Here is a 23,129-nt window from a genome sequence, read left to right as displayed (position 1 = left end):
TAAAACCTGCGAGGTTTTTTATGTTATATCGAATAAAAAAAATAGAAAAACATTGGTTCTTGCCTAGAATTATGGTTTTGACCTGAAATAGCCTTATTTAAATATTCGCATTCTGAAGCGCATAATATTTAATTATACTCTTCACTTTTTTATCTTTTGGTTTACCGGTTAGGTTGGTCACGTTAATTATATTGATATACTTTGTCGAATCTCCTGTTGATTCGAAAATAATTACTTCGGCATAATTTGTTTCGCTATGCAAGGAAGGATGATCATTCAAGACTGTAAAATCTCTTTTAACAAGCTCATTTAAAATTTCTTCTTTATTTACAACTACAGGAATACGGTTATGGATTTTACGTCTTTTCATCCACTGGTCATTTATTTCCGAGTATGGCATGCTTGCCTGACCATTGAGAACGGCAAAAATGGCGCCCCCAAGAATAACGACAAACTCTCCAGCCCAAATAATCCACAACAATACGCCACTAATGGTACCTGTACTTTCGATGCGAAATGTACCTATTTTATTCAGATTAATAATTTCCTGAATCAAAATATTAGGATGGGTAAAAAGGAAAAAGAAATCAGAAGCCAAAATCTTTAAATCTGCGCTATCCAGGTTAAAGGTAAAACCCTTATTACTGTAGGCTAAGGTATCGAAGAATACCCATTGAATATAAAAGGCAAACAGTCCACAGAAGATTGCAATGATGGTAACGATCTTTTTATTCCTGAGCTTTCCGATTCTGACACCAATATCAATACTAAAACCCAATCCCATTCCCAAAAACACAGCGATAATAGCGATGAACCAAATATTGGGAATCAGTCTACCAAGAATAATATAAAAAAGAGGCAGAATAAAAGATGCCAAAATACCGATGGCAAGAGAAGTAAGAATAGCTGATGGGGAAGCGTATCCTTGAGGCGTATATTTGGGTTCCATAAAGCGTAAAATGAGATTTTTATTTGAACACCCATCTCCCGTAATTGTTTGAATGGGTGTCCAATTTTATCTATTTTAACTTGCTTAATGCTTTTTTAATCCTTGGCAACATATCTTTAATATCTTGTAAAGTACAAGCCCCTACTGATGCCCTGAACCAAGGCATGCTATCTTCATTCCCAAATGCAGAGAATGGAACTAAAGCTGCCCCAGCTTCTTTAATCAGATAGAAATTCACATCTGCACTGTCTTTTAAAACTTGACCATCTTCAGTGGTTTTTCCGATATAATCGATTTTAATAGTCAGATAAATTGCGCCCATTGGCTCAACAGCATCAACATTAAAACCCTCTGCTTTTAATTCGTTAAAACCATTATAAAGTGCATTTAAGCTATCTTGAATCTGACCTTTAAAACTGGTTAAGAAAGTATCAACCTGTGCTTTATCGTTAAAATAATTAGACATGGCAACCTGCTCGGCTTTTGGCGCCCAGGCACCCATATGACCTACCAAAGCTTTCATTCTATTGATAATATCCTCCGGACCAAAGCCCCATCCTACACGCACACCGGTTGCCGCTAAACATTTCGAACTACCATCAACAAAAACGGTAAACGGTCTCATCTCCGGGCGCAAAGAAACTGGATTTACATGCTCTTTTCCGAAAGTTAAAAGCGAATAAATCTGATCGTACATCATGTATAATGGCTTTTCGTTGGCACCACGCGAAGCATTTTCTGCTAATACCGCATCACAGATTTCAGCCAGCGAATCTGCATCGAACATGGTTCCGGTTGGATTTAATGGCGAACATAAAGCCAATAAAGTTGCCCCCTTTAAATGCGGTTTCAATTGCGCAGCTGTTGGCATAAAATTATGCGCAGCATCGGTTTCTACTGCGATGGTTTTGGCAGATGTTAAATGAGAATAATGGTTGTTGTTCCAGGATGGAGCAGGAAAAACCACGGTATCTCCCGGATCAACCAACGCCAGATAAGTAGCATAAATTAAAGGGCGCGAACCACCAGAAACTAAAATGCTATTGGTGTTGTACTCCAATCCGAATCTATCCTTCAATAATTCTGAAACCGTTTCGCGTAAAGGCAAAACTCCATCAGCTGGTGGATAATTGGTTTGGTTGGCATGGTAAGCATCAACGATTCCAGCCTTTAATTCGGTTGGGATCGGATAAATGTTTGCGTCAAAATCGCCTATGGTTAAATTAGCGATCGAAGCACCTTTGCGCTTCATTTCGTTAACTTCATTACCGATTTTTATAATTTCTGAGCCGATTAATGAACTGGCCAATACTGAAACTTTCATTTGTTTATATTTTATTTCTCTGGTGATGAAACGATCATGATTTGTAATTATTCCTTGTGGAAATCAGGATGGCTTCATGTATATTAAAACTGTTATTAGGAAATTATAATGCCTTAATTATTTTCTGAAGTTCTTTTTTATTAATAGTACTTTCCTCTGATTTATCATATAGAGTAAGCATATTGATAATGACGCCATCTGGCATATTTGAAACTAAATAAGTTATTATCCTAAATCCTCCGCTTTTACCTTTTCCTTTGCTTTTTACAGCAAGTCTAATTTTGTATAAACCTGCACCCAGATCATTTCTCTGTTCAGGATTTTCTAAAAGTTTTTCTTCTAGTTCGTAGATCGTCTACTAAAGAAAGATATTTCTTTTTGTAAATTTTAGCTTTTTTGATAAAAACGGCGGAATAGATAACCTCATTAGCCATCAAATATCTTTTAGGCTTAAAGGCTTACGTTTTCCTTGCTGCATTTCCTTAATTTCTTTTAAAGCCTGAGCAATTTCAGAAGTAATCTGACTTGTTGGTTCTACTTTAACTTTAGCGCCAATTTTGCTTAGGAACTCTTTTACGAAACCTGCGTCTTTATCCTTAATTTCTATTGTTAAAGTTGTCATAATTACAAAATTAGCAAAATTTATTTAACCAAATCTTCAATTGCCTTATTCACCTTTCCGAAACCAAATTGAGACAAAACATCATGCATTGCTGCAGCAATTTGCTCATTACAAAGGTTGCCGATGCTTCCTTCGTGTGTATGATGTATCTGGCCAGAAGGTGCAAAAGTACCATTTTCTATCTGTTCGCCAACAATTTTATATGCCTCTCTGAATGGAACACCTTGTAGCGCCAGATCGTTCACTACTTCAACGCTAAACAGGTAGTCATATTTTTTATCTTTCAAAATATCATCCTTGATGGTGATGTTCTGGAACATAAAAGTGGCGATTTCCAAACATTCGTTTAAAGAAGTAATCGCCGGGAATAAATTTTCTTTTAACAGTTGTAAATCGCGGTGATAACCCGACGGCAAATTGGTAATCATCATGGCTATTTCATTTGGCAAAGCCTGAATTTTATTACAACGCGAACGGATCAGTTCGAAAACATCCGGATTTTTTTTGTGCGGCATAATGCTCGAACCTGTGGTCAGTTCTGCCGGAAAACTGATAAAGCCAAAATTCTGGTTGATGAATAAACAAACATCCATCGCCATTTTAGCTAGTGTTGCAGCTACAGCACTCATCGCCTGCGCCAAAATCCTTTCGGTTTTGCCACGGCCCATCTGTGCATAAACCACATTATAGTTTAAACTTTCAAAGCCCAATAATTCGGTTGTTAAAGTTCTGTTTAAAGGAAATGATGAACCATAACCAGCAGCAGAACCCAATGGATTTTTATTGGTGATTTTCCAGGCGGCGAGCATCAATTCCATATCATCGGCAAGGCTTTCAGCATAAGCACCAAACCACAAACCGAAAGATGATGGCATGGCAATCTGCAAATGCGTATAACCCGGCACTAATTTGTCTTTATGTGTATTGCTCAGTTCGATCAATTGATTGAACAAAGTTGAAGTTTGGTTAACCATATCTTCAATACAAGCCCTGAAGAATAATTTTAAATCAACCAAAACCTGATCATTACGCGAACGGCCACTGTGAATTTTTTTGCCCGCTTCGCCAATGCGTTGGGTAAGCAGCCATTCTACCTGCGAGTGTACATCTTCTACACTGTCTTCGATGGTAAAATTTCCAGCTTCAATTTCAGCGTAAATATTTTTCAGCTCTTGTTGAACGGTTTTCAATTCCTCAACAGTTAGCAAATTAATGGTTTCGAGCATTTGGGTATGTGCCAAAGAGCCCAAAACATCAAATTTTGCCATTTGCAGATCCAGTTCGCGGTCTTTACCAACCGTAAAGGTTTCTACGAATTTGTTTACATCTATATTTTTTTGCCAAATTTTCATTATAATCTATTTAACCGCGAAGGGCGCTAAGTTTTTCACAAAGCACACAAGGCTATTTTTACCACACAGACACTAAGCACAAAGGTTTTGAATCTTTTAAAAGATAAAGGGGCATTTAAGTTACACATCCGAACTTTACGCCCTCAACCTTAAAACCATCAACCTTGAATAACCGGTTTGAGCATATTTACATATCCTTCAACACCTTCAGCTACTTCGCGTACATATAAAAACTCATCAGCCATGTGCGAGCGGCCAGAAAAACCCGGTCCACATTTTACGGAAGGAATATCCAACAAAGCCTGATCGGATGTAGTTGGCGAACCATAGGTAGTTCTTCCCAGTGCAACACCAGCCTGAACAACCGGATGGTTTTTATCAATCGACGATGGCTTTAAACGGATAGAACGCGGGGTAACATCGCAATCAACATTCGCCCGGATAATCTCTAAAACTTCTTCGTTGGTGTAAGCATCAGTTACACGTACATCAACTGTGAAAGTACAGTTTGCAGGTACAACATTATGTTGCGAACCTGCATTGATAATCGTTACCGTCATCTTCAACGGACCAAAAACCTCAGATACTTTAGGAAACTGATAATTTCTGAACCATTCGATATCTTTTAATGCTTTGTAAATGGCATTTTCGCCTTCTTCACGTGCCGCATGACCGGCTTTTCCATGTGATACACAATCCAATACCAATAAACCCCGTTCAGCAATGGCTAAATTCATTTCTGTTGGTTCGCCTACTATGCCAAATTCAAGCTCACCCAAATCAGGCAACACCAATTCCAAACCATTGTTACCCGAAATTTCCTCCTCGGCAGTTGCGGCCAAACAGATGTTATATTTTAAATTTTCTTGCTCGTAGTAGTATAAAAATGTACCAATTAGCGAAACTAAACAACCACCTGCATCGTTACTACCCAAACCAAACAGTTTGTCTCCTTCAATCGCAGCGTCATATGGATCGCGGGTATAACCAGAATTAGGCTTAACCGTATCGTGATGCGAGTTTAAAAGTAATGTTGGCTTTGTCGCATCGAAATGTTTGTTGTAAGCCCAAACGTTGTTCATTTTACGTTGAGTTTTAATCCCTCTCTCCTCCAAAAACTGCGCAATTAAATTCGCCGTCCGGTCTTCTTCTTTGCTAAAAGACTGAATACGGATCAACTGTCGCAATAAATCCAGACTTTCTTTTTGTATATTTTCTAGTAACATAGTATCAAGTAATTAGTAGCAAGTATCATGAATAACCTCATCTTTAAACTTTCTACCTTTTATTTTGCTTTCAATTTTATGTTTGCGATTAAGACCTTATGCCCTAAACCTTACACCTCTAACCTTCTTTAGTGTATAAATTTCCTGCTTTTAAAGCTGAAAGTTTAATACCCTTTATTAAGGAAGAACTAAAACCATTGTGTTCCATTTCGTTTAAACCGGCAATGGTACAACCTTTCGGCGAAGTTACTTTATCTATTTCTGATTCCGGGTGTGTGCCGTGTAATAAAAGCAAATCGGCTGCTCCTTTAGCCGTTTGAACGGCCATTTTCAAAGCCTCATCGGCATGGAAACCAATTTCTACACCACCTTGTGATGCTGCTCTGATTGCCCTTAAGAAAAACGCAATTCCACAAGCACATAATGCCGTTGCAGAAGTCATTAAATCTTCATTGATTTTAACAACTGAACCAACCGTTTCAAACATTTTCGTCACATCTGCAATGTGCTCTACTGATGCATTATCGCTGGCCATACAAGTCATGGATTGCCCGATGGCAATTGCCGTATTAGGCATTACACGAACCACTTCAACATTTTCGCCTAATTTTTCCCTAACCGCAGCGCAGCTTACACCTGAAATTACCGAAATAACCAAATGTTTAGCGGGAATAATTGAAGGCTGAATTTCGTCTAAAACCGTATTTAATTGCTGGGGTAGAACGGCTAAAATTACAACATCAGCATCAACCACGGCTTGTTTATTGTTATTGCTGATATTAAAACCCACTTCTGCAAATGATTTTAAATGATCGGTATTTCTACGGGTAAGCGTAATGTCGCCTGCTTGAGCAAAGTCGGCCTTCACCAAACCTTTTGCTAAAGATAAACCAATATTTCCGCTACCAATTATGGCTATTTTTTTTGACATGATTACTAATTTTCCTTCGGGTTAATTACACAGATTATATTTTTTTTCTTCGGTTTTCGAAAAGCAATTGCAGTAATGCTATTGACGTTCAGTCCTGCTATCCGTTACAAGTCCCGATGAAAAATCGGGAGCTTTCTACTACTATCAGGTTTAGTTTGCAAAAGCAGCGGTTAATCGGTTTCTTTCCCCCTATAAATGCCTATAAATCTACATTCATAAAGCTAGCAAAACAAAGAATTACAAATTCAATCAGTGTCTTTGTATCTTGGTGTTAAAATCTTTTAGCGATGAGTTTATGCACTTAACCAAAAACCTTACACCCTCAGCCTTCCTACCTTCTACCTCTTTTCCCTCAAACCTTACTTCAGCATCTTGGTTCCAAAAGTGCCTTCTGCAAGTTCAGAAAGTTCATCGGCTTTACCGATGTATACTGCCGAAACTCCTTTTTTAATTGCTTCAAAAGCGTTATGTAATTTGGGGATCATTCCACCCTGCACCGTTCCATCTGCTTTTAAACTTTCAAACTCATCAGCTTTGATTTCTCTCACTACAGAACCGTCATCATTCACATCTTTAAGTACACCTTTTTTCTCAAAGCAATATACCAAACGTGTTTCATATAAAGCAGACATCGCCACCGCAACAGAAGATGCAATAGTATCGGCATTGGTATTTAAAAGTTGTGTAGCACCGTCGTGTGTAATGGCACATAAAACAGGAACCAATCCGGCCTGAAGCAAACTATCTAAAGTCGTTGAAGAAACAGAATTTTCATCCAAATCACCCACAAAGCCATAATCAATTACGGCTCCTGCCATTGGTCCCGCATCCGCACCATAAGTTTTGGTACTAACCGGCCGTTTTTTTGCTTTGATCACATTACCATCAGCACCGCTTAAACCAATAGCATTACTACCCTTGGCCTGTAGCTGGGCAACCATATTTTTATTGATCAGTCCGGCATAAACCATGGTTACAATCCGCAATGTTTCAATATCGGTAATTCTTCTGCCCTCAACCATTTTGGCTTCAATGCCGAGCGATTCGCCAAGCTCAGTTGCAATTTTACCGCCACCATGAACCAAAATTTTATCTCCCGGCAATGCAGTAAAATCCAGCAAAAACTGATGAAGGTTTTCTGAATTATCGATTACGTTTCCACCGATTTTTATGATTGTGAGTTGTTTCATAGTTTATTCTTACCATGTTCGTGTCTCCACGAACCATATTAATAGTTAATAATTTCGGTTCGTGAGGACACAAACCCAGGCAAAGGGACATCACTTACAATTCCTCCAACATCGCTTTAATTACCGCCTGTGCTGCCCATAAACGGTTTCCGGCTTCGTGAATAACCAATGAATTTGGTCCGTCCAAAATCTCTGATGATAATTCCAGATCACGACGAACAGGCAAACAGTGCATCACTTTAGCATCATTTGTGAATTTTAACTTTTCGTTGTTCATCATCCAGCCATCAGGATAAGTTAATACTTTCCCATACTCTTTATAACTACTCCAATTTTTCACATACACATAATCAGCACCAACTAAAGCTTCTTCCAAATTATACTGAATATCGGCATTAGGCGTAAAATCATTGGAAAGTTCATAACCTTCTGGCTGGGCGATGGTAAAATCGATCATTCCTTCTGCCTGAGCTTTGCACATCCACTCTGCAAAAGAATTTGGCACCGCCTGAGGTAATGCCTTAACGTGGGGTGCCCAGGCTAAAACTACCTTAGGTTTTCGGCCATCCGGTTTCTTTGTCCAGGTTTCGTGAATGGTAATAATATCGGCGAAGCTTTGTAAAGGGTGACGTGTTGCGCTTTCTAAACTCACCACAGGTACTGCACAATATTTCACAAATTTATTGAAGAAATCTTCGCTATAATCCTCTTCACGGTTATTCAGCTTTGGAAAAGAACGCAAGCCCAAAATATCGCAATACTGGCCCATTACCGCAGCAGCTTCACGAATATGCTCAACAGTAGAGCCATTCATTACCACTCCATCCTGCGTTTCTAATGCCCAACCTTCTTTATCCATGTTCATTACCATCACATTCATACCTAAATTTAAGGCCGCTTTTTGGGTACTTAAGCGGGTACGTAAACTTGGGTTCATAAAAACTAAACCTAAGGTTTTGTTTTTACCTAAATCCTGGTGCGCATAAGGATTCGCTTTTAATGCAAGCGCATCATTTACAAACTGTTTGATGCTTGGGACATCGTGTACGGAAGTGAAAAGTTTCATATTAAGGTATAAGGTTTAAGGTGTAGGGTTTAAGGTTTTTCTTTTCCACCCGCTCTTAAAAATTTCAAAAAAGAAATTAGCATTGCCCTAACTTCATTAATTGCTTGGTTAACTTTTAAATATTCTTCTTCGCTTATGTATTTTAATTCTGAGGCACATAAACAACAATAATCAATTTCATTGGTTGAGCCTAACGCAGTATCTAAAAAATGGGCAAAATCTTTATCAGTAAATCTCCCACATCCTTCAACAATATTTAAAGGAATAGATAATGATGCTCTAGTAAGTTGAGACGTTAATTCAAACCTTTCTTCTTTTGGAAATTTAACAGCAATATCCTTCTTAATAAGTATTTAATTCATGTGCTTTTTTCCAAACGTCAAGTTTTTTATAGTCTCTCATCACCTTAAACCTTATACCCTACGCCTTTTACCGCTTTTTCAAAAGCTACCAAAAACTCATCAGCATGTGCTTTCGTTAAATTTAATGCCGGCAATAAACGGATTACATTGGGTTTTGCCTCCCCAGTAAAAATAAAATGCTTAAACAAAAGTTCCTTTTTAACATGGGCAAGTTCTTCTGGCAATTCGATACCAATCATTAAGCCACGGCCACGAACTTCTTTCACCTGCTCAAATTTCTTTAATTCAGTAATGAGATAGTTCCCAACTTCTTCAGCATTTTTGATCAGGTTATCTTTTTCCATCACTTCCAAAACAGCTAAAGCCGCAGCGCAAGCTAAATGGTTACCACCGAAAGTTGTACCCAACTCTCCGTGCCAAGGTTTAAATTTCGGTGCAATTGAGATTCCCGCTACCGGAAATCCATTACCCATTCCTTTTGCCATCGTATACACATCTGCTTCTACACCTGAGTAATCATGCGAGTAAAACGACCCTGTACGTCCGTAACCGCACTGAACACTATCGGCAATATAAACGGCATTATATTCATCACAAAGTGAACGTATTTTTTGAAGGAAACTTTTAGAGGCTTCTTTAATGCCACCAACGCCTTGAATACCTTCAATAATCACCGCTGAAATATCATTACTCTGTGATTTGAAAGTTTCTTCTAAAGCGACTTCATTATTGAAAGGCAAAAAGATTACATTTTCGGTCTGATTAACCGGTGCTACAATTTTAGGATTGTCGGTTACGGCAACCGCTAAAGAGGTACGTCCGTGGAAAGCCCCCGTAAAAGCAATTACCTTTTTTCTTCCATTGTAAAATGAAGCCAGTTTTAAAGCATTTTCATTTGCCTCAGCTCCCGAATTACACAGGAACAATTGGAAATCTTTTTTGCCTGATACTTCGCCCAGTTTCTGTGCCAGTTGTACCTGCAAAGGAATTTTTACTGAATTTGAATAAAAACCAACTTTATTTAACTGATCAGTTAAACGGTTTACATAATGTGGGTTAGTATGCCCGATTGAAATTACAGCATGACCGCCATACAAATCTAAATATTGTTGTCCGTTAGCATCCCAAACATTGCTGCCGGCTGCTTTGGTAATTTCTATATCGTTAAGTGGGTAAACGTCGAATAAGTTCATTTTTTAATAAGGTTTGAAGGTTGAGGGCCGGAAGGTTGAGGGTTTGTATAGCCTAACCTTTTCCACCGCCTCTCAAAAATTTAATAAATGCGATTAACATCGCCTTAACTTCATTAACACTTTTATTCACAGCCTCATAAACCGCTAAACTGATGTAAGCTAAATCACGGATGAGAATAAAAGTATATTCTATTTCTTTTGTAGAGCCAAGTGCATTATCAAGATAATGGACAAAATCCTTATCTGTGTTTTTACCGCTTCCTTCTACAATATTTAAAGGGATAGAATAGGTGGCCCGCCGAATTTGTTGGGTTAAAGCAAATTTTTCTTCAATAGGCATTATAGGGAGGATTTCCTTATAAACCTGTAAAGTAAATAAGTGAGCCTTTTTCCAAACATCTAGTTTTTGATAATCTCTCATACATTTAAATTTTAGATCTGAATCCAGACCTTTTTGCCTTCTGCCTTCCTGCCCTCTGCCTAGAAATTGGCTGCTTTTAACTTAAGTCCCGCTGTTTCATCTAAGCCGAACATTAAGTTCATATTCTGAACCGCTTGTCCGCTGGCACCTTTTAACAGGTTATCAATAATACTAATGATAAATAATTTGCCATCATGTTTTTCTGTATGTACCAATGCCTTGTTGGTATTCACGACCTGTTTTAGATCGATATTTTTCCGACTTACGTGCGTAAAAGGATGAGCACTATAATAATCTTCGTAAATGTTTTGCGCTTCTTCTAAACTTAAATCACTTTCCAGGTACATGGCAGCTAAAATACCTCTGGTAAATGCACCACGCTGTGGGATAAAATTTAAAGCTTCAGATAGTGAGGGTTGCAACTGCAACAAACTCTCGCTGATTTCGTTTAAATGCTGATGCTCAAAAGCTTTATAAATAGAAAGGTTGTTAGTTCTCCAGCTGAAGTGCGAAGTAGTAGATAAACTCTGTCCCGCACCGGTAGATCCGGTAGTAGCATTGATGTGAACCTCATTTTGAATCAAGCCTTTAGCGGCCAATGGCAACAAACCCAATTGGATACAAGTTGCAAAACAACCCGGGTTTGCAATATTTTTAGCTGCTTTAATTTTATCACGGTTCAGTTCTGGCAATCCATAAACAAATTCGCGGTTTTCGAATTTAGCTTTTTCATGTAACCTAAAGTCCTGAGATAAATCTATAATTTTAATGCTTTCGTTGATTGGGTTAGCAGCCAAAAATTTCTTAGCATCGCCGTGGCCAACACATAAAAATAATACGTCAATATCTTGTGGAATATCGCTTACAAATTTTAAATCTGTATCACCGATCAGATCAGTATGTACATCTGAGATCAGGTTTCCGGCGTTACTGGTACTATTTACGAAAGCAATTTCAACATTTGGGTGGTTAACCAAAATACGCAGCATTTCGCCGCCAGTGTAACCCGCCCCGCCAATTATTCCTGCTTTAATTTTATTCATCTCTATGAGTTTAATGCTATTTTATAAAGAAAAAATTCTTCGTCATTGCCTTGTTTTTCAAAGCCTATGTTTTCGTATAAGTGCTGTGCGGTGTAATTATCTACAGCAGTTTCCAATTGTACAAACGTAGATCCATTGGCTTTGGCAAAATCCATAGCAGTTTTAATCAACTTTTCGCCAATTCCCTGCTTGCGGTAAACCTCATCAACATACAGATCGTTCAAAATCCAATTTTTGCTTAATCTTATTGAAGAATATTTAGGATATAACTGCGTGAAACCCACCGATTTTTCAGTATCCTCGTCTATCGCTATAAAAATGACCGATTCATTATGTTGCAAGCGCTCATCAATAAAAGCTTTGGCCATGCCGATATCTGAAAACTGTTTATAAAATATGCGATACTGGTTAAACAGTCCAACTACGAGATGGGATTCTGTTAATCCTATTTGTTTTATCTTTATATTATTCACAATCAGTTCTGTCATTTTGGGTTGATGGATAGGAAAAAAGTATAAATTCTAAATCATCTACGCCATCATTCAAAATTTTATGTTTATCGCCCGCTTTAATTTGTAAACCTTTGTTGGTGTCAACAGTAAATGTTTCGCCTTCAATTAAAAATGTTGCCTTCCCTTTCAATATAAAGAAAAACTGTTCTGCATAAGTATGAAAATGTAATTTCTCAGCAGTTTGAGGCGGCATTAACTCTTGTTTAATTACTGCATCAGGCTTGCTTACAAAATTCCATCCATCACAATTATCGCCCCATTTATAGTGGCTTAAACAATTATCTTTAGAAAGGATTTCGCTCATTTTTTAAGTATCAAGTAGTTAGTACCAAGTATCAAGAGAGGATATGGATTTACATTTTACCTCTTCCATCATACATCTTACATAAAACTAGGCTTCTTCACCATTCACCTTGTGCCAGATCATTACCTGGTTACCAAATATTTTAGAGAAACCTTTAACATCTTCTCCGCTCCAGGCGTTGTTCATTTCGCCGTAGCTACCAAATTTATTGCTCATTAAATCGTGGTTAGATTCAATACCAATTATCTGGAAACGGTATGGCAACAATTCAACAAACACTTTACCGCTCACAAATTTTTGGGTGTCAGCTAAAAAAGCCTCAATATTCCGCATAATCGGATCGTGAAACTGGCCTTCGTGTAACCAGTTGCCATAGAAAGATGATAATTGTTCTTTCCAGCTTAACTGCCATTTGGTTAAGGTGTGTTTTTCTAAAGTATGGTGCGCTTTGATAATGATAATAGGACCAGCAGCCTCAAAACCTACGCGACCTTTAATACCAATGATGGTATCACCCACATGGATATCACGACCAATGCCAAAAGGTTGCGCAATGGCCTGTAATTTTTGAATTGCCCTTACAGGTGCTAATGTTTCACCATCAATCGCTACCAGTTCACCTTTTTCGAAAGTAAGTTCAATTTTACGCGATTCGGTTTCAGAAACCTGGGTTGGCCAGGCACTTTCCGGTAACGTTTCGTGAGAAGTTAAAGTTTCCTTTCCTCCTACTGAAGTTCCCCATAAACCTTTGTTAATTGAGTATCTTGCTTTTTCAGCGCTATACTCTACACCATGTTGTGCTAAATATTCAATTTCCGCTTCGCGGGATAGTTTTAAATCTCTGATTGGCGTAATGATTTCAACCTCTGGAATAAGGATATTGAAAATCATATCGAAACGTACCTGGTCGTTACCTGCACCTGTACTACCATGAGCCACATAATCTGCACCGATTTTTTTCACGTAGTTTGCAATTGCAGTAGCCTGACTTACGCGCTCTGCACTAACCGATAATGGATAAGTTGCATTTTTTAGTACGTTACCAAAAACCAGGTATTTAATACAACCTTCATAATAACTTTCAGTTTCATCTACAACAGCATGAGATTTTACGCCTAAAGCATATGCTCTTTTCTCAATTTCCTGCAATTCTTCATCAGTGAAACCACCGGTGTTTACAATTACCGAGTGAACTTCCAATCCGCGATCCTGTGCTAGGTAAATACAACAAAATGAGGTATCTAATCCTCCGCTAAATGCTAAAACAACTTTTTTCATGCTATTTATTAAATAAAAAGGTAAATAAAAATAAAAGGGCTTTTAAGCCTGTTTTGGGCTTAGGTTTAACAACTAAACGTTGTTTAATGCGCATAAAGCGCTCGTATAACTTAGGTTTCTTTTGCAGTTCTTCAGCAAATTGCTTAGCTACTTCGTGTTTTTTCTCAGCCGGATCGTAAAGCATGGCAGTACACATGCAGTTTTTACGTTCTTTCATTTTTAAAATTTCGAAGTTTACGCAACTCTGGCAGCCTTTCCAAAATTCTTCATCCTGGGTAAGTTCGCTGTAAGTTACTGGTTCGTAACCCAGGTCTGAATTTATTTTCATCACCGCTAAACCAGTTGTTAAACCAAAGATTTTTGCCTTTGGATACAACTTTCTCGATAAACCGAAAATTTCATTTTTAATGGCTTTTGCTAATCCGGCTTTGCGGTATTTAGGGCTTACTACCAAACCACTATTGGCTACAAACTGGCCGTGGCTCCAGGTTTCGATATAGCAAAATCCTGCCCAGGAACCATCTTTGTTGAAAGCAATAACCGATTTACCTTCTTGCATTTTATTGGAAATGTATTCAGGCGAGCGCTTGGCAATGCCTGTTCCACGAGCTTTTGCCGATTCGGCCATCTCGGTTACTATTTCTTCTGCAAATACACGATGTTCAGGAAGTGCAACCTGCACTATAAATTCGTTAATATCCATTCGTTTTCTAACGAAAAATTATAAGTATTCTTGTTAATTGGGTTTTTAGAGAGGATCAATTCCTCGTTACGTTTAGCGTAGGTACTAAATACGTGGAGTGAAATTTTGCCGGCTTGCGGGACAATAAAATACGGGTTGAAAATGATTAATAAACAAGCCTTTCCCAGACACCATTTGTGTTGAGGAAACTGAAAGTTTACATAAAATCTGTTTAATCATTTATTGCGTATTAAAACGGCTTTAACTCTATTGAGGTGCAAAGGTTTAAATAAAAATCGAGTTACACAATATTTTTTAACTTTTTTACATTTTTATAATTATTACGGGAAAAGAAAAAGCCCCGAAATTTCGGGGCTTTGATTTGTTATTTTTTGGATAGGCCGACTGAAACCCTCGTTCCGTCCAAAAAGAAATTTAATTTTTTAGGGCTGGAATTTGGTGGAAGCTGAAACGACCATACCGCTTGTGATGATGCTTCAGGTTCAGGATTGGTACTTCCTGAACGCTCTGTTCCCGTTATTGAAGTTCCATTATCCAATTCTAATCTTGCATCAGAGCTCGATACGGCAAAAAATTTCTTAGCTTCTAAGGTACTTTTATTTGTTACCTGTAAGTTAATTGTCAACTCTGCACCTGTCGCTTTTCCTTCTGCATCTTTTAAATCAATAGATGATGCAGAAGTAACCTTAACTAACGCCTCTTTTGATTTACCTAATATTGCGCTATCAGGAGAAACAGTGAATTCAGTACCGTCAGGCGCATTTTCTTCTTTCGCCGGAATACTAACTGTTGTTTCTGTCTTAGTAATGGTTGTATCCGCCGGTTTATCTTTTGACGAATTGCTGCAAGAAGAAAATGCAAATACGCCAGCAGAGATGATTGCTAATTTTGAGATGTTCTTTATCATTTTTAAAAGGTTTAGTGGTTAATCAAAATTAAACTTATAAGTGTTATTTAACATTAAAATTATTAAACGTTTATGTAAACTCCATATGAACAGTTAATTCCATTTTTTGTTTTCATCTCACCTTCATCATTCCGTTAATAATTTTAACATCTGTTTAACAACATTTAACATCCTTCTATGCTGCTTAAATCTAATATTTACATGCCTGTAGCGAATGCGGTCTGACTATCGTTTTATGGGTACTCCTTAAATATTAAATAAAATTTAAACCAATGAAGAATTTTACCACATTTCATTTCAAATCGATCACTTTATTTGTTCTAATTGCTTTCACCGCACTAACTTCATGTAAAAAAACCGAAACTGCCGATCCTATCATCTCTTATTTAAGGATAATCAATGCATCACCATCTTTGGCAACATACAATGCTTATTTTAACGGTAATATGGTTAATTCAGCAGCTTTACCATTTGGAGGCACTGTTAATTATGTTTCCTACGCAGCTGAAGCTTACAGTTTAAAATTTACAACGGCCAGCAGTACCGAGAGCTTATTAACCAAAACGATTACCTTGAATGCAAGCACCTATTACTCTTCTTATTTGATTAATAAACCTGCTGCATTGGATGTTTATACCATTAGTGATGACCTTTCTATCCCATCAACCGATAAAGCTTACATCCGTTTTATTAACTTATCGCCTGATGCCCCTGCTCTGGATCTGGCAAAAACCAGCGCAACGACCATGCTGGTTACCAATAAAGCTTACAAAAACGCAAGCGGTTTCGTTGCTGTAGATGCCGGAACTTACACATTGGATGCAAAAGAAACTTCATCGGGAGCAGTTAAAGCTACTTCCGAGAGTACCAGTTTTACAGCAGGGTATCATTATGACATTATTTGTGGTGGTTTGGTAGCACCTGCAAATGATACAGAACGACCACTAAGTTTACAGGTTATTCCGATCAAATAAAATAATTTGTAGTATTCGCCTTTCATAAAAACGGCAATTTTCAAATCGAAAATTGCCGTTTTTAGTTGTATTAAACAGGAACTATCTTCCTTTCAGGAAAATGGTATTCTCCTCTATTTTTTAGTTACATCAGGGAATTTAACTTCTACAATATAAGTACCTTCCATTTTAAGTCTCCAAGACCACCTTGGGTTTACAGAAAAACCTGGCGATGAAGGAAAACCATCAACAGTTACAAATTGGCTTGGAATACGGTAATACATTAAAAATCCCCAATCTGTTGTTGGTGTTACATATTTGGTAAGTGGAAAAGGCGCTAATTCAAAATCACAGATCATTGCTGTATCAGTCTTTATAACCGGGTTAAACTTTGCATAGTTTTCAAAAACCGGTCGATCACCTCTTTGTATGATTTCTCCTGCTTTCGGATTAAAGACTTTTCCGTTCTTATCTACCATTTTCAGTATCGCTCTTGCACCTGAAGATGAAATTTTTGTACAGGTAATAGTTGGCTTTTTCATAAGTGTCGCAACACCAGTATCATCATTAAATGCATTAGCAACATTATCAGTAATTTCGAATAAATCATCTATTGCGGGCTCCACCACGTTAATAGTCGCTAGCTTAGGAAACAACTTAGTACCAGTACCATTCGTCATTTCTACATCATATACATATCTTCCCAAGGGTAAGAAACCAGACGCTTTGTTAAAGGTAAGCTGACCACTCAACTCATTAAACTCCATTGGTTTCTTTTTAACTACCTCTCTTTTCTTATTTAACAACTCCAGGGTTACATCTGTTTCAGGATCAAAATTGGCACCAGTTTTAAAAACAGTGATTTCATATTCTTTAGAGAACTCGGCAGGCGCAGGGGAACCATCTTCGTTTCTCAAATTGAGCAATTTATAGGTAAACGGTGGCGTAGAACCATCTGCATTAATTCTATCTGATTGAAAAAGAGGCAATCCTCTCTTTGCATAAATATTGTTGTCTTTATATCGAATGGAATCACTTAGAAAGCCATTTACTATTTTTTTACATGCTATTACACTTAATGATAAGAGTAATAAGCCTAAAATATATCTAATTTTCATAATTAATTGCGATTAAATTAATTGCCCAACGATTGCGCATTAAAAAACAACCTGTGATATCCATTTAATACATGGACAATGCCAGTGGTTGTTATGATTCCTGATGTCTGGCAATCCACAGCCTTGTCTTTTTCTGAGTCGGGAATAGCACTTTGATCCGTTTCCTTATCATCACGGGTTCCGATTACTTTAGTATAAGTTACATAATCTACATAATTAACAATCTCTGTGTAGTCATAAGAGCGTCTTAATTTAATCATGTATTGAACATTTGGAACAGCCCCCAATAAACTATTATAAAGTTTACCACCAACTGTCATCTGGTCTCTGTTGATCTTACCCGCAAATAAATAGGTCTTTAACGAATCATTCAGTTCCTTTACTGGAATGTCTTTGATACCAAAATCAAAATTTTCCTCGCCAAGTTCGATCGATTTCTGATATTTTTTGGCTTTTACATACTCTGCTATTCCATAATTTGTTGTTGCAAAAAAGGTTACATCACCATTTACAGCTTCTTTTAAACCTGCCCTGTCTATCACTTTCACTAAGGAATCGAAATTGCGGTTAGACTTTAAGTAATCGTAAGTACTTAAGTTTACTTTAGGATCACTTGGGCCGCCATCCCTTTTATAATCATTTTTTTTACAAGCCGTTAGCGCCAGTAATAGTAATGAAAGATATACTAATATATTATTTTTCATATTTTTTTAATCTCTAATAAAAACAACTTATACTTTCCCCAACCAATATGGTGTTTGTTTCAATAAGGTATTGTTTCTAAACAATGCAGGATCTACAGGCCAATAAAAACCTTCTTTTCTGAACCTGCTTTCTGTAAGCCAATCCACAATGAGGCCGTATCTTCTGGTCCTAAGCAAATCATAAAACAGATGTCCTTCCAGGTACATTTCTTTACCACGCTCATAAGCATATTCATCCATTACCTGATCTACAGAGCTCCCGACAGGGATTAATACCGGATTTGGATCATTTCTTTTTCTGAAATCATTAATAATACCAGCTGCTGTAGCCGCATCCTTTTTGTAAAGCGCAATCTCGGCCTTAAGTAGTTTCATATCACTCAATCTGAAAATGATAATGTTATTACTCAGATAAGGGTTTAACTTCTCTCCAGGATTTCTGTACGTTACATTACTGTATTTTACACTCATTGGCTTATCCGGATTGGTTAAGTCAAAGCCCTTTTTATAACGTATATCGGTATTGGTTTTGAAATGATCTTTAAGATACGAAGGATTGGTGTAAAAACGAGGATTGTTTCCACTACCTTTTATATAATTCTCATTTAAAAAATACGCGCCTATAGAACTATTAGAACCTTCCAATGTATTCTCGCTAATGTTAATTTCAAATATTCCTTCTGAAGATCGACCAATAAAAGTATTTTTATAATTAGCCGTATCTGTTAAAGCATAACCTCCCTTGTTAATTAATGTATTTATTGTCGTATCAGCATTATTTACATCAGTCAAATTAGGCGCATCAACTGAAACATCAGACATTGTTGCTCTCCAAAGATACAAATGAGCTAAAAGGGCATATGCCGAGCCCTTATTTGCAGTAACCTTTGCGTCTCCGGTATTGGCATAACTCCAGCTTAATAAATTAATTGCTTTGTGGCAATCATTTTCAATCAATTTCATGACCTCAGCTTTTGGACTTCTTGGCAATTGAGGTGCATTGATCGGATCTTCATAAACCTCTGTAACCAATGGTACATCGCCCCATACCCTCACCATCATAAAGTAACTTAATGCACGAAGGAAATATGCCTGACCAATCGCCGAATTTCGGAATTGAGCAGGATCGTCTTCAGTTGAAAATTGCGCATCGCTCATGGCATTAACTTTTTTCAAAAGCAGATTAGACATCGCAATACTTTTATAGTACAACGTATAATTTGCCAGCGTATTGATATTGTATTGAAAGGTAAAATCTCCGCCCTGAATCCCTTCTAAACCGTCTCCTCCATATTGTATCGTAAAATAGTTTTTGGCAATAGCATCACCATACATAAAATAACGATTATTTTTACTGGTAATAGCACTACGCATTATTGCATAATTACCAGCGATAGCACTTTTAACATCCCTGGATGATTGCCAGAATGTTTGCTCATAAGGTGCATCTTTAGGTTCTTCATACAATAACTTTTTACAGGAACTTACGGTAACCATCGTAGCTATTGTAATAAGTACACCGATTTTTGTGATTATATTTTTCATTTATTGACGATATTAAAATTGAACTTGTACACCTAGCGTATATTTTCTTGGAATAGGGTACCCTGTTCCATTATACTCCCCATATCCGTTTACGGCTTCTGCATCTGGTAATTTTTTTGATTGCTGGAACATATATACGTTATCAGCAATTGCGTATAATTTCAGCTGACTTAAACCCAATTTCCTTACAAGTTTAGGGCTAAAATCATAACCAAGATTGATGCTTCTGATCCTTGCATAACCACCTTTTTCCAGGAAGAAGGTTTGTGCGCCTGTGTAATAATAACGATAGGTTCCCAAGTCGAACTTGGCATATTCAGCCTGATCTCCAGGATTTCTCCAGATATTCAAGCGATCCAAATCCGGTGTTGAGAAGTAGGCAAAATTGTTTACTGCTCCACCAGCCTGAGAATTTGCAAAACGATCTGAATCAAATAGATTTAATACATCACGTTTCAAAGTGAAGGATACAAAAATCCCCAAAGAAAAGTTTTTATACGAAAAGTTATTTGTCCAACCACCGGTAAAACGTGGATTTGGATCACCAACTGGCGCTTTATCCGGATTAATACCATCATTGAAAACATCCAGAAAATAATCTCCATCCAAATCAGCAAGATAAAAATCTCCTGCATTAAACGTTCCGTTACTATTTCTATATAGTTCTCCCGTATAAGGATTCTGAGGAATATCTGCTGAAGTAGAAAATACACCTTTTGTACGGTATAAATAGAAGGCGTTGATTGGACTACCTACAGAAAGCACATGGGTTTTATCAAATCGATCTCCACTTAAGATAATGTCACGGCCACCGTTTGGCAAACTCATGATCTGGTTTTTATTGTAGGAAATATTAAAAGAGCTAAACCACTTAAATTCCTTGCGGATAGGATTAGCAGTTAAAGTCAACTCCATACCTGCATTACGTACTGCAAAAGCATTAGTATAGGCATTACTATAACCTGATGTAACCGGCAAATCAACATTGAAAAGCTTTTGTTTTACTTCTTTATTGTACACATCGAATGAAATGGCATACCTACCGTTGTCAATTTCCATATCGGTACCGATATTCCATTGTGTAGATTTCTCCCAGCTTAAATCCTTCTGCGCAACACCATTTACAAAATTAGGAGTGATAGCGGTAACACCGTTGTAAGAAGTAGCTCCCGTAATGCCGTAGAACACACCGTTAGCAGTCCCATTTCCCTCAAATCCACCATTATTTACAAGATAGCGGTTGTATTGTACATAAGCATTTCTGCGATCTTCATTACCTGTGGCCCCATAACTTCCTCTAATTTTAATTAGCGTGAAAGGGTTATTGGATAAGTTTTTCATAAAATTTTCTTCTGAAAGAAGCCAGCCTGCTGAAATGGAAGGAAATACTCCATATTTATTATTTTCACCAAAACCAGATGAACCATCCGTCCGTATTGTTCCGGATAAAAGATACTTGCCATCATAATCATAATTAAAACGACCATAATAAGCTACTAGTCCATGTGCTATGTAATTTGAATAGCCATAAATGTTCTCCTGTTTAAAACCACTAACGGTCTGAATATAATCTGATGCACCACCGTAGCCACTGGCCTGGGTAGTTTGAAACAAACTATACTCAATATCCTGACCGGCTACCGCACTAAAAGAATGTTTTTTAATCGAACCATTATAAGCCAGATAATTCGATGTTCTTAAGCCCATTGCACTCGAAGAGAAACTGGAAGAACTGTTGCCAAAACCACTGTTTAGCACATTACTCATGCTCACATCTCTTCGGGTGTTGTCATTAGTGTAAGAAGATTGTGAGTTTAGAGTGAAATTTTTGCTGAACTCATAGGATAAATTCAGATTTACACCAAACTGGTTTGCCACATTTTTATTTAGGTTTTCACCATCTTTACTTACATAATAATCCAATTTTTCCGGAGATATGCTGAAAAGCGAGGAAGGTAAATTCCCCGAACCAATTTTAGTAGGCTTGGACGGATCGTTTGGATCTTCGTTTCCTCTACCCCTGCTGGAACTTGAATAATAAAATATTGGGTTGATCATCAATTTTTTATTCATTGCTCTTGAGGTAAGGTTTAAACGTGTAGTGTAACGTTTATAGCCCGTTCCTTTTACAATACCATCTTCATCATAATAACCTCCACTAAAGCGATAAGTTGTTCCATTATCGCTCCCACCGCTTATACTCAGGTTATTATCGTTGATTTTACCAGTCTGAAAAAATAAATCCTGCCAATCGGTATGGCCATTAAAAGCCGGATTTAAGCTATCTGTGAGTATATAGGGCAGTTGTACACGCTGATCGTAACTAAGCTGTCTTTGAAGTACCTCCATTTTTTGCCTGCGTTCTGTAGTCCCCATGGTAGCCTGCCTTAAGTTAGGACGTTGCACCATACCGTAATAAGAGTTAAAGCTTACTTTTGTATCGCCGCCAACACCTTTTTTCGTTGTAATTAAAATTACACCATTGGCTGCTCTTGAACCATAAATAGCTGCTGCTGAGGCATCTTTTAACACATCAATAGATTCAATATCGTTCGGATTAAGGCCGGCCATGTAGTTGGTGCCCGTACCAGTTCCTGGCGGAACAAGATCGTCAGATGATTGAGGAACACCATCTACCACATAAAGCGGTGATCTCACTACATTATATTGATCGTAACCTGTGCTACCTGTAGAGTTACCCCTTACAGATACTGTAGGGGCTACACCCGGCTGACCAGTAAAGTTTTGAACGTTTACTCCGGATAAACGACCTTGCAACAACTGATCAAAACTTGCCGCAGGTAAGTTAGCCAGCTCTTTACCTGAAATACTGGAAATCGCAGCTGTAGTTTTCTTTCTGGTAATTTTTTGATAACCGATCGTAACCACTTCATTCAGTGTATTATTATCCTCTTCCAGAGAAAAGTTTAATGTACCGCTTGTGGATGCTGGTTTTTCCAGTGAACGATAACCTACAATCCTGGCCGTGATTATCGCATTATTATTTTGTACCGTTAAGCTGAACTTCCCATCACCATTGGTAGCGGTGCCATTCTTGGTACCTTTTTCGATGATTGAAACCCCCGGTATGGGTTTGTTGGCTTGATCTACAACTGTTCCCTTAATGGTTTTCTGGGCGAAGGCCAGCCAGGGGATGAGTAGATAAAATAATGTTGCCGTTAAAAATTTCACATAGCAATGTTTTGTAGAAGTTTTTTCCATTGATGATTAGTTAGTGGTTAGTTAGTTTGACTATAACCTAAAAGTATCAACATTTTTACCTCTTATTTAGCTGCTTTTTAGCTAACTAAAACCATATTTTAACTTAAAAAATTAACATTAATTAACATTTAACTCTTCAACACCTGACTTTTGCAATTTAAAACATGGCGCTATTGCACCAAACGGCATATTTAAATCAAATAA

Annotated in this window: 23 protein-coding genes; 1 reads left to right on the top strand and 22 read right to left on the bottom strand. The window is 37.5% G+C overall.

Features of this window, described 5'->3' with window-relative positions:
• Positions 1 to 97: 97 nt before the first annotated feature.
• The 18 genes from KYH19_RS23055 to KYH19_RS22970 all read right to left on the bottom strand — a co-directional run bounded on the left by KYH19_RS23055 (position 98) and on the right by KYH19_RS22970 (position 15,383).
• Entirely contained in the window at positions 98 to 949 is an 852-nt protein-coding gene (locus tag KYH19_RS23055; RefSeq protein WP_219076928.1) for a hypothetical protein, read from the bottom strand.
• A gap of 70 nt (positions 950 to 1,019) precedes the next feature.
• Positions 1,020 to 2,273 (bottom strand): pyridoxal phosphate-dependent aminotransferase, encoded by a 1,254-nt coding sequence (locus KYH19_RS23050; RefSeq protein ID WP_219076927.1) that lies wholly within the window; start codon positions 2,271 to 2,273, stop codon positions 1,020 to 1,022.
• 103 nt (positions 2,274 to 2,376) lie between these two features.
• A complete protein-coding gene (locus tag KYH19_RS24280; RefSeq protein WP_255562643.1) occupies positions 2,377 to 2,553 on the bottom strand; it encodes a hypothetical protein in 177 nt (58 codons plus the stop codon).
• A gap of 153 nt (positions 2,554 to 2,706) precedes the next feature.
• Positions 2,707 to 2,895 carry a hypothetical protein gene (locus KYH19_RS23040; RefSeq protein ID WP_132398177.1) on the bottom strand — a complete coding sequence of 63 codons (189 nt, stop codon included), beginning with the start codon at positions 2,893 to 2,895 and terminating at the stop codon, positions 2,707 to 2,709.
• Positions 2,896 to 2,915: 20 nt separating this feature from the next.
• Positions 2,916 to 4,247 (bottom strand): argininosuccinate lyase, encoded by a 1,332-nt coding sequence (argH, locus tag KYH19_RS23035; RefSeq protein WP_219076926.1) that lies wholly within the window; start codon positions 4,245 to 4,247, stop codon positions 2,916 to 2,918.
• Between the two features lie 158 nt (positions 4,248 to 4,405).
• The gene (locus KYH19_RS23030; protein WP_132398173.1) at positions 4,406 to 5,473 is read right to left on the bottom strand and encodes a M20 family metallo-hydrolase; all 1,068 of its coding nucleotides are present in this window, start codon (positions 5,471 to 5,473) and stop codon (positions 4,406 to 4,408) included.
• Between the two features lie 118 nt (positions 5,474 to 5,591).
• Positions 5,592 to 6,404 carry a pyrroline-5-carboxylate reductase gene (gene proC / locus KYH19_RS23025; protein ID WP_132398171.1) on the bottom strand — a complete coding sequence of 271 codons (813 nt, stop codon included), beginning with the start codon at positions 6,402 to 6,404 and terminating at the stop codon, positions 5,592 to 5,594.
• Between the two features lie 359 nt (positions 6,405 to 6,763).
• Positions 6,764 to 7,594 (bottom strand): acetylglutamate kinase, encoded by an 831-nt coding sequence (gene argB / locus KYH19_RS23020; protein WP_132398169.1) that lies wholly within the window; start codon positions 7,592 to 7,594, stop codon positions 6,764 to 6,766.
• A 94-nt stretch (positions 7,595 to 7,688) separates the two neighbouring features.
• Entirely contained in the window at positions 7,689 to 8,660 is a 972-nt protein-coding gene (locus KYH19_RS23015; protein WP_219076925.1) for an acetylornithine carbamoyltransferase, read from the bottom strand.
• Between the two features lie 29 nt (positions 8,661 to 8,689).
• Positions 8,690 to 8,995 (bottom strand): four helix bundle protein, encoded by a 306-nt coding sequence (locus tag KYH19_RS23010; RefSeq protein ID WP_255562642.1) that lies wholly within the window; start codon positions 8,993 to 8,995, stop codon positions 8,690 to 8,692.
• Between the two features lie 71 nt (positions 8,996 to 9,066).
• Positions 9,067 to 10,215, bottom strand: coding sequence for an aspartate aminotransferase family protein (locus KYH19_RS23005; protein ID WP_132398165.1), 1,149 nt, complete (start codon positions 10,213 to 10,215; stop codon positions 9,067 to 9,069).
• Between the two features lie 52 nt (positions 10,216 to 10,267).
• Positions 10,268 to 10,636 carry a four helix bundle protein gene (locus KYH19_RS23000; RefSeq protein WP_132398163.1) on the bottom strand — a complete coding sequence of 123 codons (369 nt, stop codon included), beginning with the start codon at positions 10,634 to 10,636 and terminating at the stop codon, positions 10,268 to 10,270.
• Positions 10,637 to 10,695: 59 nt separating this feature from the next.
• Entirely contained in the window at positions 10,696 to 11,679 is a 984-nt protein-coding gene (argC, locus tag KYH19_RS22995; RefSeq protein WP_219076924.1) for an N-acetyl-gamma-glutamyl-phosphate reductase, read from the bottom strand.
• A 2-nt stretch (positions 11,680 to 11,681) separates the two neighbouring features.
• Positions 11,682 to 12,167 carry an N-acetyltransferase gene (locus tag KYH19_RS22990; protein ID WP_255562505.1) on the bottom strand — a complete coding sequence of 162 codons (486 nt, stop codon included), beginning with the start codon at positions 12,165 to 12,167 and terminating at the stop codon, positions 11,682 to 11,684.
• A complete protein-coding gene (locus KYH19_RS22985) occupies positions 12,145 to 12,495 on the bottom strand; it encodes a cupin domain-containing protein (protein ID WP_219076923.1) in 351 nt (116 codons plus the stop codon). The genes KYH19_RS22990 and KYH19_RS22985 overlap by 23 nt, the downstream gene beginning before the upstream one ends.
• Positions 12,496 to 12,582: 87 nt before the next feature.
• Positions 12,583 to 13,773: an argininosuccinate synthase gene (argG, locus tag KYH19_RS22980; RefSeq protein WP_219076922.1), complete on the bottom strand. Its 1,191-nt coding sequence runs from the start codon at positions 13,771 to 13,773 to the stop codon at positions 12,583 to 12,585.
• A gap of 1 nt (position 13,774) precedes the next feature.
• Positions 13,775 to 14,476 carry a GNAT family N-acetyltransferase gene (locus KYH19_RS22975; protein ID WP_121287544.1) on the bottom strand — a complete coding sequence of 234 codons (702 nt, stop codon included), beginning with the start codon at positions 14,474 to 14,476 and terminating at the stop codon, positions 13,775 to 13,777.
• A 364-nt stretch (positions 14,477 to 14,840) separates the two neighbouring features.
• Positions 14,841 to 15,383, bottom strand: coding sequence for a hypothetical protein (locus tag KYH19_RS22970; protein WP_193422163.1), 543 nt, complete (start codon positions 15,381 to 15,383; stop codon positions 14,841 to 14,843).
• Positions 15,384 to 15,655: 272 nt separating this feature from the next.
• On the opposite strand from KYH19_RS22970, the gene KYH19_RS22965 reads away from it, so the two are divergent.
• Complete coding sequence (locus KYH19_RS22965) at positions 15,656 to 16,357, top strand: DUF4397 domain-containing protein (protein WP_219076921.1); 702 nt, start codon at positions 15,656 to 15,658, stop codon at positions 16,355 to 16,357.
• Positions 16,358 to 16,470: 113 nt separating this feature from the next.
• On the opposite strand, the gene KYH19_RS22960 is transcribed toward KYH19_RS22965, so the two are convergent.
• The 4 genes from KYH19_RS22960 to KYH19_RS22945 are packed head-to-tail and all read right to left on the bottom strand — an operon-like array spanning position 16,471 to position 22,925.
• The gene (locus tag KYH19_RS22960) at positions 16,471 to 17,454 is read right to left on the bottom strand and encodes a DUF5007 domain-containing protein (RefSeq protein ID WP_219076920.1); all 984 of its coding nucleotides are present in this window, start codon (positions 17,452 to 17,454) and stop codon (positions 16,471 to 16,473) included.
• A 17-nt stretch (positions 17,455 to 17,471) separates the two neighbouring features.
• Positions 17,472 to 18,158, bottom strand: coding sequence for a hypothetical protein (locus KYH19_RS22955; protein ID WP_219076919.1), 687 nt, complete (start codon positions 18,156 to 18,158; stop codon positions 17,472 to 17,474).
• Positions 18,159 to 18,185: 27 nt separating this feature from the next.
• A complete protein-coding gene (locus KYH19_RS22950) occupies positions 18,186 to 19,703 on the bottom strand; it encodes a RagB/SusD family nutrient uptake outer membrane protein (RefSeq protein ID WP_219076918.1) in 1,518 nt (505 codons plus the stop codon).
• A gap of 12 nt (positions 19,704 to 19,715) precedes the next feature.
• Positions 19,716 to 22,925 (bottom strand): SusC/RagA family TonB-linked outer membrane protein, encoded by a 3,210-nt coding sequence (locus KYH19_RS22945; protein WP_219076917.1) that lies wholly within the window; start codon positions 22,923 to 22,925, stop codon positions 19,716 to 19,718.
• Between the last annotated feature and the right edge of the window lie 204 nt (positions 22,926 to 23,129).

Source organism: Pedobacter sp. D749, from assembly GCF_019317285.1.
In the GTDB taxonomy this organism is placed as follows: domain Bacteria; phylum Bacteroidota; class Bacteroidia; order Sphingobacteriales; family Sphingobacteriaceae; genus Pedobacter.
The sequence above is the reverse complement of the archived record's forward strand: the minus strand, read 5'-3'. Positions and strand labels throughout refer to the sequence as shown.